This window comes from Streptomyces sp. MBT53 (assembly GCF_016654115.1).
Lineage (GTDB): Bacteria > Actinomycetota > Actinomycetes > Streptomycetales > Streptomycetaceae > Streptomyces.
Map to the genome: position 1 here is coordinate 1 of NZ_JAEQAZ010000232.1, position 12,204 is coordinate 12,204.

Below are 12,204 nucleotides of genomic sequence, written 5' to 3' on the forward strand. Positions count from 1 at the left end.
GCCAGCGCGTCCGGACCGAACAAGGTCGCATCCAGGCGGATGACCGCCTTCACCCCGCCCCAGTCGTCGTCCCGCACCTCCTCCCGGCCACCGACCACCCGACCCACCGGAACCGACACCACCCCGGCGGGGCGCTGCTCGTCTCCCGCCCAGACGTCTCCCCGGATCAGCAACTCGCCCGGTACGGCACGGTGCACGGCGAGATAGATCTCGTCGCCGGGCACACCGAGCAGTGTGCTCAACTCGTCGCGCAGCAGCCGCAACAGCCGCTCCACGGTCTCCTGCGGGTACGTCTCCTTGCAGGTGACGAAGCCGATGGGGGCGCGCGAGCCCGCGGCGGCGCGCTGCCATTCCGGGCGGTGCGACGCGTCGGCGTCCAGCTGCTGCCAGGTCACCCAGCAGTGCTCCACCGGAATGCGCAGCAGCCCGGTGACCGCTTTGGCGACCTGGGCCAGGCCCGTGCCGCCCGGGCTCGGGTCGGGCGACATGAGGGTGATGACGGGCATGGAACAGAGCCTCTCTGGGGGTCGGGTTCTCATTCAGGGCAGGCGAGGGGGAACGGTCAGCCCGGGAGCAGGGCCAGCAGTTCGGAGCGGTCGACCTTGCCGTTGGCGGTGACCGGCAGCCTCTCCACCCGCCGTACGACGTCCGGCACCGCGTGGGCGGGCAGCAGCAGGCCGAGTGAACGGCGCAGCAGCACGGAGTCGTCCGTGCCGTCGGTGCGGTCGGAGTCCTCGGTGGCGGAGGTGGTGGAGATGGCGGAGATGGCGGAGGTGTAGAAGAGCGCGAGCCGTTCGTAGGTGCCCAGTCGTCCTGGTACGGGGACGGCCACGCAGTGCGTGATCCCCGGCAGGCCGGCCGCGTGCGCCTCGATCTCCTCGGGCTCGATGCGGTAGCCGCGGATCTTGACCTGCCGGTCGGTGCGGCCGGTGAAGTGGAGGACACCGTCGGTGTCGCGGAAACCGCGGTCGCCCGTCCGGTAGACACGTAGGTGCGCGTCGGCGATCCGGGCTTCCTGGAAGCGGGCTCCGGTCAGGGCCGGGTCGCCGAGGTATCCCAGTGCCAGGCCGGTCCCGCTGACGCACAGTTCGCCCACGGCACCCGGTGCGCAGACCGCGCCGGCGTCGTCCAGTACGTGCACCGCGGTTCCGGGAACCTCGCGGCCGATGGGGACGCCGTACGCCGCGGCGCAGTCGGGTGCGGCGATGGGGTGGACGGTGACGAACACACAACTCTCCACCGGGCCATAGCCGTTGAGCAGCTGGATGCCCGGGTGCCGGTCGAGGAAGGCGCCGACGTGGGCGGTCGACAGCTTCTCGCCGCCGATGTAGAGGCGTCGCAGGCCCTGGAAGCAGTCGGGGTCGATCTCGGTGAAGAGGTTGAAGAGGGAGGCCGTCAGCCAGCCGGTGTCGACCCCGCGGGTGTCGATCGCGTGCCGCAGTGTGTCGGGCAGGAGGTAGTCGTCCCTGGCCGTGACGCAGGTGCCGCCGGTCGTGAGCATGCCCCACAGTTCGAGGGAGAAGGCGTCCCAGGACGCCGGGGCGGCCTGCAGCATGACGGTGCCGGGGCCGAAGGCGAGCGGCCCGTCCGGTGCGAAGAGGCGTGTGGTGGCCGCGTGCGGTGACACCACGCCCTTGGGGGTGCCGCTGGTGCCGGAGGTGAAGAAGACCGCCGCGGCCGTGTCCTCCGGTCCTTCGTACGCGCGGAAGCCGTCGTCCGCACCGCCGGGAGCCGACAGTTCGGCCGGGGGCCGCCACACCGGCTGCCGTGCGGACGTCTCCGCCAGGTCCGTCACCAGGACGGGAGCGTCCAGCTGCCGCAGTACGTCGTCGACCCGCTCGCGCGGCCATCTGGGGTCCAGGGCCGCGTAGCCGGCGCCGCACTTGAGCACCGCGAGCAACGCGACGTACAACCGGGCGGATCGCGGCAGTTGCACCGGGACCAGCGTGCCCGGCCCGGCGCCGGCCGCTGCCAGGTGCCCCGCCCAGTCGTCCGCGACCGCGTCGAGCGTCGCGTAGTCGAGGCGGATGTCGCCGTCCACCACCGCCAGGGCCTCCGGCGCCGTCCGGGCCTGGTGCGCGACGGCCTGGTGTATGAGTCCGACTCCCATGGAAGGCACTCCAGATCTGCCGGTGGGAAAACCCTGGGCGGCCGAATTCCCGGCAGCCCACAGCAGATATACGGGTCCCTCATACCTGGTGTCACGTACCCAGATCCGGGGACGGCGACCGGCGTTGACTTCACGGGCCATCGATCGTGAATCTTATCGGGGCCGGGTCGGCCGGACATTCGAGGGGGTTGGTGCGATGAGGGCCTTCAAACAGGAAGCACGCATTCTTCCCAGACCGCTTCTGGCAGGACACGGCAGCGGTATAGAGCTGCTGGACTACGACGCCGTCCCCGGGCTGCCCGGAGCCGGCGGAGCGCCGGGGAGCATGCTGCTGCTGCACGGATTCGGCGGTGACAAGGGGCAGTTGCGGCCGGTCGGCGACGCGCTCTGCCCGCCGGGTTCGGTGGCCGTCCACCCCTCCCTGCGCGCCCACGGCGACAGCCACCGGCCCGACTGGGGTTACTCGGTACTGGACTTCGCCGCCGACGTGCACCGCTTCGCCGACGCCCTCCCCGGCGAACTGCACCTGGTGGGCTACTCGTACGGCGGCCTGGTGGCGGCCGTCTCGGCGGTCACCTGGGGTGCGTCCCGGGTCCGCAGCCTGGTCGTGATCGACCAGTCCTTCGACGCGCACCCCGCCCTGCACGTGGCGGACGAGTGGGCCGAGGGAAGTCTGCTGCGCTGGACCTACGACTTCGGACACCTGCCGGATCTGCTGGAGCGGCTGGGCATTCCCGTCCTGGTGCTGGCGGCCGAGGAGAGCCGGAACATCCTGGCCGACGAGCGGGAGCGTCTGTCCCGGCGCGACGGCGCGGCCCTGCGACTGGAATTCATCCGGGGCTCGCACGCCGATTGCCACCGCAATACGGACGAGATCACCTCCGCGATGCGCGATTTCTACCGCGACCGCTTCCCCGCGTCCCACGAAGAGAAAGAAACACCATGAAATCCTCCTTCGTCGAGGAGGGGCCCGCACGCACCCTGGTGCTCGGCACACTCGCCAACTCCGTCGGAAACGGCGTGTTCCTGACGTGTTCCGCCCTCTACTTCATCCGGATCGTGGGTTTCTCACCGGCCGAACTGGGTCTCGGGCTCAGCATCGCCGGGATCGCGGGCCTCTTCGCCGGAGTCCCCTTCGGCCATCTCGCCGACCGCAGGGGCCCGCGCGGTACCGCGGCGGCGCTCCTGATCCTGGCCGGCCTCGCCACCGCCGCGTACCTCGCGACCGACTCGTACCCCCTGTTCGTCGTGATCGCCTTCCTGTACGCGCTCTTCGAGCGCGGTGCGCACGCGGCGCGCCAGGCGCTGATCCCGGCGGTGCTGAGCGGCGAGAGTCTGGTGCGCGTCCGCGCCAAGGTGCGGGTGGTCACCAACGCCGGGGTGTCGGCGGGAGCCGCGCTGGGCGGTCTCGCCCTGCTGTGGGACACCAAGGCGGCCTATCAACTCACGTTCGCCGGGAACGCGTTGAGCTTCGTCGTGTGCGGACTGCTGTTCCTGCGGCTGCCCGCGGTGCCGCCCTCGCCGGAGCGTCCGCCGGGTGAGCCGCGGCTGGCGGTGCTGCGCGACACCCCCTACGCGGTCCTCGCCCTGATCAACATGGTGATGCTGCTGCACATCCCGATCCTGGAGGTGATCCTCCCGCTGTGGATCGCGTTGCGCACCGACGCGCCGCACTCGCTCACCGCCGTGCTGCTGCTGTTCAACACCCTTGCCGTCGTGGCCCTTCAGGTGCCCGTCACCAAGAAGATCGACGCCCTGGAACCGGCGGTCCGCGCCTTCCGGGTGGCGGGTGTCGTCCTGCTCGCCTGCTGCGTGGCCTTCGCCCTGTCGGCCGGCCGCGGTGCGGTGACGGCGACGGCGGTGCTGGTGGTGGCCGCGGCCCTGCACGTCCACGGCGAGATGGTGCAGTCGGCGGGCTCCTGGCTGATCGGCTACGAACTCGCCCCCGCGGACAAACAGGGCCAGTACCAGGGCCTGTTCAACACCGGGATCGCCGCCGTCCAGATGTTCGGCCCGGTCTCGCTGACCCTGCTCCTCATCGACTGGGGCAGGCCCGGCTGGCTGGTGCTCGGCGCGGTGTTCCTGGCCGGCGGACTGTCGATGGCACCGGCCGTGCGGTGGGCCCAGCGGCGCCGGGCCGTCGCGGACGCGGCGGGTGCGACGCCGGTCACCGCTGCCTGAGCGCTTCGGGGCGCCGTACAACCGACACCACCTGATGGGGGAAACGATGGTCAACCGGGAATCCACCGTGCCGTCCACCGGCCTCGGCCGTGACGGCATCGAGCTCCAACTGTCCGATGTGTGGCGCAGGTTGCTCAACCGCACGGACATCGGCATCCACGACGACTTCTTCTCGCTGGGCGGCCACTCGCTGCTCGCCATCAGGCTCACCGTGGAGGTGCGCAGGCTCTTCCAGGTCGATCTGAGCGCCGCCGACCTGCTGTCCGCGGCCACCGTCGCGGAGCTGGCCGAGATCGTCCGCCGCGGCACGGCGGACCGTCCGGGCCAACTGGTGCGCATCCAGGCCGGTTCGGGCGGCAGCCCCGTCTACGCCCTGCCGCCGGTGTCCGGGACCGTGCTGCTGTATCCGCCGATCGCCCGCGCCATGGGACGCGACCAGCCCTTCTGGGCCGTGCAGTCGGTCGGTCTGCTGCCCGGCGAGGAACCCCTCTCCTCGATCGAGGAGATCTCCGAGGCCTTCATCGAGCAGCTGAGCACTGTCCATCCCGAGGGCGCCGAATGGAATCTGATCGGCTACTCCATGGGCGGCCTGCTGGCCTACGAGACCGCCCGCCGGCTGCGGGAACGGGGCGAGCGGGTCGGTCTCGTCGGGCTGCTCGACACCCGGATCACCGTCGAACCCAGCGGTGACCCGGACTTCGCCCTGCGGGCCCTGCTCTGGCGCGGACTCAAGCTGGACCTGGACATCGACTGGCTGCGCGGTCTCGACCCGGACACCCGGGCCGCGGAGCTGGTGCGGCGGGCCGTCGCCGCGGGCACGATGCCCGCCGACTTCGACGCCGACCGGCTGCGCCGCATGATCGACATGTACCAGTTCAACCTCGACGCCCTCGCGGCCTACCGGATCAAGCCCTACGACGGCACCGTCACCGTCTTCCGCGTGACGGACCGCTCCCTGGAGGGCGGCACGCTCCCCGACGACCTCGGGTGGGGGGACGTAGCCGCCCGGGCTGTGGTCTGCGACGTGCCGGGCGACCACTTCACGATGGTCGAGCCCGGCCAGGTCGAGGTCCTGGGCCGCCGGCTGCGCGAGCAGGTCGACCTCCTGGACACGGTCACGCCCCTGACCTGACCGCCCTCGTCCGGAAAGGAAACGCCCGCACCATGTCCCGACAGCAGGCACAGGAACCCGACGCGACCCCCACCTCCTACAGCGTCCGGCCGATCGGTGTGGTCCGCTCCCCCCGCGCCGTGCCCCGGCACGATCACTGGGGCGGGGTCACCTCGCTCATCGAGCTGGACCCCACCGTGCTGCGGCCCGAGGCCGTGACCGGTCTGGAGCAGTTCTCACATCTCGAAGTGGTCTTCCACTTCCATCTCGTCCCCGAGTCGGACGCGGTCACCGGAGCGGTCCACCCCAGGGGCCGTACCGACCTGCCGCGGCTCGGCATCCTCGCCCAGCGGCTCAAGGAACGCCCCAACCGGCTCGGCGTCTCCCGCTGCGAACTGGTCCGCGTCGACGGCCTCACCCTGCACGTACGCGCACTCGACGCCCTGGACGGCACCCCGGTCCTGGACGTCAAGCCGTACCAGCGGCTCTTCGCGCCGGACAGCGGGGCCGTACGGGAACCCGCATGGCTCCACGAGGCGATGTCCGCCTACTACTTCTGACGCTTTCGGCTTCTTGCCCTGATCCGGCCACAAGCCGGCACGGGTTCCGTCCACAGCCAAGGAGACCACCATGTCCATCCTCACCACCGGCAACGGCTCCACCCCGGTCGACCTCGAACTGAACCTCGGCCGCCTCCTCGACCGCAACCCGCAGCTGCAGATCCCTCGCGACGAGTACAACATCAACGTCACCTCGAACGAGGGCGACCGGCTCGGCAGCGACGAACTCGCCGCCGAGTACGGCGCGTTCCCCGGGGCGGGGCTCCCGGCGCACCTGTACTTCCACCTCCCGCTGTGCAACTACATCTGTCATTTCTGCAACTACGTGAAACGGCTGGTGCCACGCGGCAAGGAGGACTCCGCGCTGAGCCTCTGGTCCCAGCTGCTGATCGAGGAGTCCCGCCGCTATCTGGACCGCTTCGACTGGATACCCCAAGCGTCCGTCGAGTCCTTCTACATCGGCGGCGGCACCGCGGCCCTGCTGCTCAACAGCCCCGACTTCATCGAGCCGTTGGTCCGGCACGTGCGTGAGAACTACGACCTCGCGGACAACGTCGAGTTCAACATCGAGGGCAACCCCGAGAACTTCCAGCGCCATCACCTGGAGACGGCACGGGAGTTGGGCTTCAACCGGTTCAGCCTCGGCGTGCAGTCCCTGCAGGACGAGGTGAACGACTTCACCAAGCGCCGGCACTCCTCCGCCCAGTCCGTCGAGGCCGTGGAGAACCTGCTGGCGACGGGCTGCCCCTTCAACGTCGACATGATGTTCGGACTGCCGTACCAGACCCCGGAGTCGGTCCGCCGCGACATGCGGATCCTCACCGATCTCGGTGTCCCGACCATCACCATCTACCGGCTGCGCAACGCGGACCGCGAGGAGATGGGCATCGGCAACCGGGCGGTCTGGAACAACCCCGCCGTGCGTGAACGCCTCATCACCGAGGGCCGGTTCCCGGATCTGGACTCGACGTACGCGATGCGCCAGGAGGCCGTCGAGGTCCTGCTGGAGCAGGGCTACCACCCGAGCCCCTGCGGCTGGTGGAGCCGCCCGGGGACGTACGAGGGCGGAAACATCCCGCAGACGTCGAAGAACAAGTGGGAGCACTACAACACCATGATCGCGTACGGTCCCGGGGCCTACGGCTGGCTGACCGGTGACCAGGAGGAGTTCCTCCAGACGCACAACGTCACCGACATCAGCAAGTACGTCTCCTTCATGCAGAACAACGAGGGCCTGCCGCTCAACTTCGGCCGGCGGCTCTCCGGACACAAGGCCATCGGCACCGCGCTCGGCTTCAACTTCAAGGCCAACCAGCCGATCGTCCTCGACCGCTACCGGCAGCGCTTCGGCGCCGACCTGCTCACCATGGAGCCCTTCGCCTCCGCGTTCGCCGAGCTGCTGGAGCGCGGGCTCGTCGAGAAGGTCGCCGACGGCGCCGCGCTGAAGCCGACCCTGGACGGCGAGGCGCTGCACGAGGAGATCATCTTCCACTACTTCCACCAGCGCATCGGCCTCTCCGACGCGCCCGTGTGCCGGCGGTGACCATGCGACAGACCACTGAGACGACCGCGCCGTCCGCCGTATCGCCGAACTCCCGGGGAGCCAGGCGCAGGGTCGAGGACGCGTTCGCCGCCCTGCACGGAGCCGAGGCGGCGCTGCTGGTGCCCGGCCATGTGGCCGCCACGACGGCCGTCCTGCTCGCGCTGACCAATCCGGGGGGTCACATCGTCGCCTCGGACCAGACCTGCGACCCGCTGCGCGGTGTCCTGACCGAGGAGCTCACCGGCCTGGGGCGGACGGTCACCTTCGTCGACTGCACCGATCTGGACGCGGTGACGGCGGCCGTGGAAGCCGCGACCCAGGTCGTGTACACGCAGTCCCTGAGCGATCCGCTGATGCGGCTGTATCCGCTCAACGACATCGCCATCCACGCCCAGATGAACGACCTGCTGCTGGTCGTCGACAACACCGCCCTCTCGCCCGCCCAGTTGCGGCCCCTGGAGACCGGCGCCGTGGTCGTCGTCGAGAACACGTCCCCCTATCTGGACGCCTGGGGCGACGTGGAGGCCGCCCTGGTGACCGGCATCGGCCGGTATCTGCCGCGGATCCAGGAGCAGTGCGCGCGCTTCGGCGGTGAGGTCGACAACTGGTCGGCGCATCTGCTGGAACGCTCCCTGCCCACCCTGCAGTTGCGCCTGGCGGCCCAGCGGCGGGACGCGGAGCGCGTCGCCGAGGCACTGCGCGAACACCCCGCCGTACAGACGGTGCACCGTCCGTCGTTCGACGAGGCGCCCTGGGCCCTGGAGACCCATCAGGGCTTCGGCGGGCTGCTGTCCTTCGAGGTCCGGCCCGGGATCCGGGACCTCTCCGGAGTGCTGGACGCCTGCCGCTCGGACGGCACGGCACTGGCCACCGCGGCCCGGGTCCCGGCCCGCACCACCCATGCCCACCTGAGCGAGCGGGTGCGCCGCGAGGCCGGCGTCTCCCGGCAGTTGGTACGTCTGTCGGTGGGCGTCGAGGACTGCGACGGGCTGCTGCGCGGGCTCCGGCGCGCCCTGGACGCCTGCCTCGCCCAGAGCGGGAACGGAGGAGAACGATGCTGAACGGCATCGATCTGCGCGCCAGGCAGGCCCTGGCCGAGCAGATCCGCGAGGACTCGTGGGAGGCACAGCTCAGCATCGGCGTGGTGGCGCACCCCACGTCCCCCGACCGCTGCCGGGTGGACACCGAACCCATGCGGCTGGGGTCCACCAGGGTCGCCCGGGCCTTCGGCATCGAGCAGCGCTGGGGCCCGTCCGCCGGCGGCGACTGCCTCGATCCGGTCGGTTCCCTGCTGGTCGCGCTCGGCGCGTCCGTGACGGACAGCGTCGTCACCCATCTGACCGGCGAGGGGTGCGGTCCCGCCCTCGTCGAGGTGCTGCCCTGCGTCGAGTTCGGCTCGGACGGCGGGCCGGCCGTGCTGTCGTACGAGATCCGGATCGACGGGGACGTCTCCGTCGAGCAGGCCCGGCGCGCGGTCGCGGCGGCGCGTGAGCGGGGCAGCGCCCATCACACGCTCGCGGAGCCCAACGAGATCAAGGCCGTCGTGCAGACCGCCCAGGACGTGCACCTCACCAGTCGGCCGGTCCCGGCCGGGTCGGGGCCGGGCGGGTCCGGGCCGGGCGGGTCGACCCGGCGGTGTGCGGCGCGGGTGATGTGGGAGGTGGGCACCCATGTGCTCGCCGAGGTGGACGGCGCACAGGCCGAGTCCGACCAGCCCAAGCAGCTCTTCGGCGCCGATCTCGCGCCGAGCGCCCAGGAGTACGTGCTGACCGCGCTGGCGGCGGAGGCACTGGGCTACACGGCCCCGGACGCCCCGGGCCCGGGCGGGCCGACCGCCTCCGTCCACACCTCGGGCCGTGTCGACCTGCGCGGGCCCTACTCCGCCGACGACTCGCCGGCCGGACTGCGCAACATCCTCGTCCAGTTGCTGCCCGCCGACCCGTGCGGCCCTGACCCCGTCGGGGCCGTGCGCCGCTGGCTCGCCGAGGGAGACGCCCTGCGGCTGGTCAGGGACGCCCACCCGATCGAGGTCGGTCTTGTCCTCGACGGCGTACGCGTCGACCCGAACCCCACCACCGCGTGAACCGCGCGAACAACACGAAGGAGCAGCACCGTGCCCCGTGAATGGGACGCCAAGACGTACGACTCGCTTCCCCTGCCGCACCAGGGATGGGGCAAGCGCACCCTCGGCCGGCTGAACCTCAAGGGCGGCGAGACCGTCCTCGACGCCGGCTGCGGCACGGGGCGCGACACGGCCTCGCTGCTCGACCTGGTGCCGGAGGGCCGGGTGATCGGGGTCGACGGATCAGGCCGGATGCTCGAGCAGCTCCGGGTGAAGCTGGCCGACCGCCTCGACCGGGTCGAGGTCGTACAGGCCGATCTCACCAAGCCCCTGCCGGTCGTCGGCCAGGTCGACGTGATCACCAGCGTCGCCACGTTCCACTGGATCACCGACCACGCGGCGCTGTTCGACAACCTTGCCCGACACCTGCGGCCCGGCGGGCAGTTCGTCGCCGAGTGCGGGGGCGAGGGCAACGTCGCGAAGATCAACGCGGCCGTCGAGGAGGTGCTCGGCGCGCCGGCCGAGAAGGAGAAGGTCTGGTACTTCGCCGGCGTCGAGGAGACCACCGAACGGCTGCGGAACGCCGGGTTCACGGACATCGAGGTCAACCTCCTGCCCGACCCGGCACGGCTCGATCCGGGCGAGCAGCTGTGGAGCTACCTGGCCACCGTGGTCCTCGGCTCCCACCTGGACCGTCTCCCCGAGTCCGACCACGAGGAGTTCGTCCACGCGGTCGCCGCCCGCCTCCCCGAACCGGTCGTGGACTACGTCCGCCTGAACATCACCGCCCGCCGGGCCTAGGGCCCGTCCGTCACGGAGGCATCCCCGTGCGAGACTCCGCTCTCCCCACGCTCCTGGTCGTCCACGACCGGGGTTCCGCCGGTCCGCTGCGCGTTCTGTCGGCGGCGCGGCGGCTGTGCCGGGTCGTCTTGCTGTGCGAGCCGGAACACCCGGCGCTCAAGGCCGAGTTGGGCCAGGTCGCGGCGCACGCCGACGTCGTGGACATCACCGGCCTCGGTGCGCAGGAGGTGGGCCGGCTCGCCGCGGGGCTGTCTCCCGACGGGATCGTCACCTTCAGCGAACACCGTCTGCGGCTCACCGCGGCGGTGGCCGCCCACTGCGGGCTGCCCTTCCACTCCGCCGGGACCGTCGACGCCCTCACCGACAAGTTCCGGCAGCGGCGGGTCCTGGCGGACCACGGCGTGCAGCACACGCAGTGCGTCCTGCTCCGGCGGCCGGACGACTGCGCCGCCGCCCTCGCCGTCACGGGCACGCCCGCGGTGCTCAAGCCGCGGCACGGGGCGGGCAGCGTGGACACCTGTCTGATCGGATCGGCCGACGAGTGCCGGCAACGGCTGGCGGAGTTCACCGGGAACGCGCCGAGGGACTTCGTCCTGGAGGAGTACCTGCGGGGAGATCCCGGGCACGCGGACCGGGGGTGGGGCGACTACGTCTCCGTCGAGTCCCTGATCGTCGACGGCGAGCCCCGGACCGTCGCCGTCACCGGAAAGCCCCCGCTCGTCCCGCCGTTCAGGGAGACCGGACACATCCTGCCCGCGCCGGTCCCGGCCGCCCTCGCGGCGGACGTCGTAGAGCTCGAACAGGCCGCGGTACGGGCGCTCGGCATCCGGCACGGCATCACCCACACCGAGGTCAAGCTCACCACCGACGGCCCGCGGATCATCGAGGTCAACGGACGGCTCGGCGGCTTCGTGGCCGAGATCGTGCAACGCCGCACGGGCTACGACATGGTGGCGGCGGCGCTGCGACTGGCCCTTGGCCTCCCCGTGTCGGTGCCGGAGCCCTTGCTGCCGGGGCGGGGACCTGCCCCGGTGGCCTTCCAGTACCTGCTGATCCCGCCCGCCGACCCGGTCACCCCGGGACCGCTCTCGCTCGTCGAGGCGCTGGAGGAACTGCCCGGCGTCGATCTGGTCGAGGTCTCCGCACCGGACGACCGCTCCGGCGACTGGCGCCAAGGCACGCTCGGCGCCATCGGCGTGGTGTACGGAACCGCCCCGGACCACGCCCAACTCCGGGAAATCCTGGGGCTGTTGCAGAACCGCATGGAACTCTTCTGGTACGGCGTCGCACCCGCCCCTGCAGTACGCTCGGGCGCCGCGTGACACATGATCCTCCGACGAAAGGCACAGCAAGATGTCTGAGAGCAGCACCTCGGCCGGGGTGGTGTCGGTTCCGGTGGGTCGGGTGGTCGGTGGTCGGGAGGAGGTGCGGGACGACGACTGGGGCGGGGTGCAGGCGGTGATCCGGCTGGACGGGAGCCGGTTCGGTCCGGACGCGCTGGCCGGGCTGGACGCCTTCTCCCACCTGGAGGTCGTCTACCACTTCGACCGCGTCCCGGTGGAGAAGATCGAGACCGGTGCCCGCCACCCCCGGGGCAACACCGACTGGCCCCTGGTCGGCATCTTCGCCCAGCGCGGCAAGAACCGCCCCAACCGCATCGGCGTCTCCCGCTGCCGCCTCCTGCACACCGACGGACTCGACCTCCACGTCCAGGGCCTCGACGCCGTCCACAACACCCCCGTCCTCGACATCAAGCCCTACATGCACGAATTCGGCCCCCAGGACCCCACCACCCAACCCCCCTGGGCCACCGACATCATGCGCCACTACTACTGA

The 12,204-nt window shown here is 71.1% G+C and carries 11 protein-coding genes and 1 pseudogene; 10 read left to right on the forward strand and 2 right to left on the reverse strand.

What is annotated here, in order from left to right; translation table 11 throughout:
• Both JHN45_RS53670 and JHN45_RS45050 read right to left on the reverse strand, forming a co-directional pair.
• A pseudogene (locus JHN45_RS53670) lies at window positions 1-506 on the reverse strand (hypothetical protein); the annotation flags it as partial.
• Window positions 507-562: 56 nt separating this feature from the next.
• Window positions 563-2,110 (reverse strand): amino acid adenylation domain-containing protein, encoded by a 1,548-nt coding sequence (locus JHN45_RS45050; protein WP_201055200.1) that lies wholly within the window; start codon window positions 2,108-2,110, stop codon window positions 563-565.
• 196 nt (window positions 2,111-2,306) lie between these two features.
• On the opposite strand from JHN45_RS45050, the gene JHN45_RS45055 reads away from it, so the two are divergent.
• The 10 genes from JHN45_RS45055 (at window position 2,307) to JHN45_RS45100 (ending at window position 12,204) form a co-directional block, all read left to right on the forward strand.
• Window positions 2,307-3,056, forward strand: coding sequence for an alpha/beta fold hydrolase (locus tag JHN45_RS45055; protein WP_201055202.1), 750 nt, complete (start codon window positions 2,307-2,309; stop codon window positions 3,054-3,056).
• Complete coding sequence (locus JHN45_RS45060) at window positions 3,053-4,291, forward strand: MFS transporter (protein WP_200714506.1); 1,239 nt, start codon at window positions 3,053-3,055, stop codon at window positions 4,289-4,291. Before JHN45_RS45055 ends, JHN45_RS45060 begins: the two co-directional genes overlap by 4 nt.
• A gap of 46 nt (window positions 4,292-4,337) precedes the next feature.
• The gene (locus JHN45_RS45065; RefSeq protein ID WP_201055204.1) at window positions 4,338-5,423 is read left to right on the forward strand and encodes a thioesterase domain-containing protein; all 1,086 of its coding nucleotides are present in this window, start codon (window positions 4,338-4,340) and stop codon (window positions 5,421-5,423) included.
• Window positions 5,424-5,455: 32 nt separating this feature from the next.
• Complete coding sequence (gene tsaA / locus JHN45_RS45070; protein ID WP_200714508.1) at window positions 5,456-5,962, forward strand: tRNA (N6-threonylcarbamoyladenosine(37)-N6)-methyltransferase TrmO; 507 nt, start codon at window positions 5,456-5,458, stop codon at window positions 5,960-5,962.
• Window positions 5,963-6,032: 70 nt separating this feature from the next.
• Window positions 6,033-7,505 carry a radical SAM protein gene (locus JHN45_RS45075; RefSeq protein ID WP_200714509.1) on the forward strand — a complete coding sequence of 491 codons (1,473 nt, stop codon included), beginning with the start codon at window positions 6,033-6,035 and terminating at the stop codon, window positions 7,503-7,505.
• A gap of 2 nt (window positions 7,506-7,507) precedes the next feature.
• Window positions 7,508-8,566: a PLP-dependent transferase gene (locus JHN45_RS45080; protein ID WP_200714510.1), complete on the forward strand. Its 1,059-nt coding sequence runs from the start codon at window positions 7,508-7,510 to the stop codon at window positions 8,564-8,566.
• Window positions 8,560-9,588, forward strand: coding sequence for a hypothetical protein (locus JHN45_RS45085; RefSeq protein ID WP_201055206.1), 1,029 nt, complete (start codon window positions 8,560-8,562; stop codon window positions 9,586-9,588). The genes JHN45_RS45080 and JHN45_RS45085 overlap by 7 nt, the downstream gene beginning before the upstream one ends.
• A 30-nt stretch (window positions 9,589-9,618) precedes the next feature.
• Window positions 9,619-10,368, forward strand: a complete 750-nt coding sequence (locus JHN45_RS45090) for a trans-aconitate 2-methyltransferase (RefSeq protein WP_201055207.1) — start codon at window positions 9,619-9,621, stop codon at window positions 10,366-10,368.
• A 26-nt stretch (window positions 10,369-10,394) separates the two neighbouring features.
• Window positions 10,395-11,690, forward strand: a complete 1,296-nt coding sequence (locus JHN45_RS45095; protein ID WP_201055208.1) for an ATP-grasp domain-containing protein — start codon at window positions 10,395-10,397, stop codon at window positions 11,688-11,690.
• Window positions 11,691-11,721: 31 nt separating this feature from the next.
• Window positions 11,722-12,204: an SAM-dependent methyltransferase gene (locus JHN45_RS45100; protein WP_201055209.1), complete on the forward strand. Its 483-nt coding sequence runs from the start codon at window positions 11,722-11,724 to the stop codon at window positions 12,202-12,204.

What these genes read in the sequence shown, in the direction of transcription:
- JHN45_RS45055 (WP_201055202.1), top strand. Translation starts at nt 2,307, where the DNA reads ATGAGGGCCTTCAAACAGGAAGCACGCATTCTTCCCAGACCGCTTCTG.
- JHN45_RS45060 (WP_200714506.1), top strand. Translation starts at nt 3,053, where the DNA reads ATGAAATCCTCCTTCGTCGAGGAGGGGCCCGCACGCACCCTGGTGCTC.
- JHN45_RS45075 (WP_200714509.1), top strand. Translation starts at nt 6,033, where the DNA reads ATGTCCATCCTCACCACCGGCAACGGCTCCACCCCGGTCGACCTCGAA.
- JHN45_RS45080 (WP_200714510.1), top strand. Translation starts at nt 7,508, where the DNA reads ATGCGACAGACCACTGAGACGACCGCGCCGTCCGCCGTATCGCCGAAC.
- JHN45_RS45100 (WP_201055209.1), top strand. Translation starts at nt 11,722, where the DNA reads ATGTCTGAGAGCAGCACCTCGGCCGGGGTGGTGTCGGTTCCGGTGGGT.
- JHN45_RS45085 (WP_201055206.1), top strand. Translation starts at nt 8,560, where the DNA reads ATGCTGAACGGCATCGATCTGCGCGCCAGGCAGGCCCTGGCCGAGCAG.
- tsaA (WP_200714508.1), top strand. Translation starts at nt 5,456, where the DNA reads ATGTCCCGACAGCAGGCACAGGAACCCGACGCGACCCCCACCTCCTAC.
- JHN45_RS45065 (WP_201055204.1), top strand. Translation starts at nt 4,338, where the DNA reads ATGGTCAACCGGGAATCCACCGTGCCGTCCACCGGCCTCGGCCGTGAC.
- JHN45_RS45050 (WP_201055200.1), bottom strand. Translation starts at nt 2,110, where the DNA reads ATGGGAGTCGGACTCATACACCAGGCCGTCGCGCACCAGGCCCGGACG.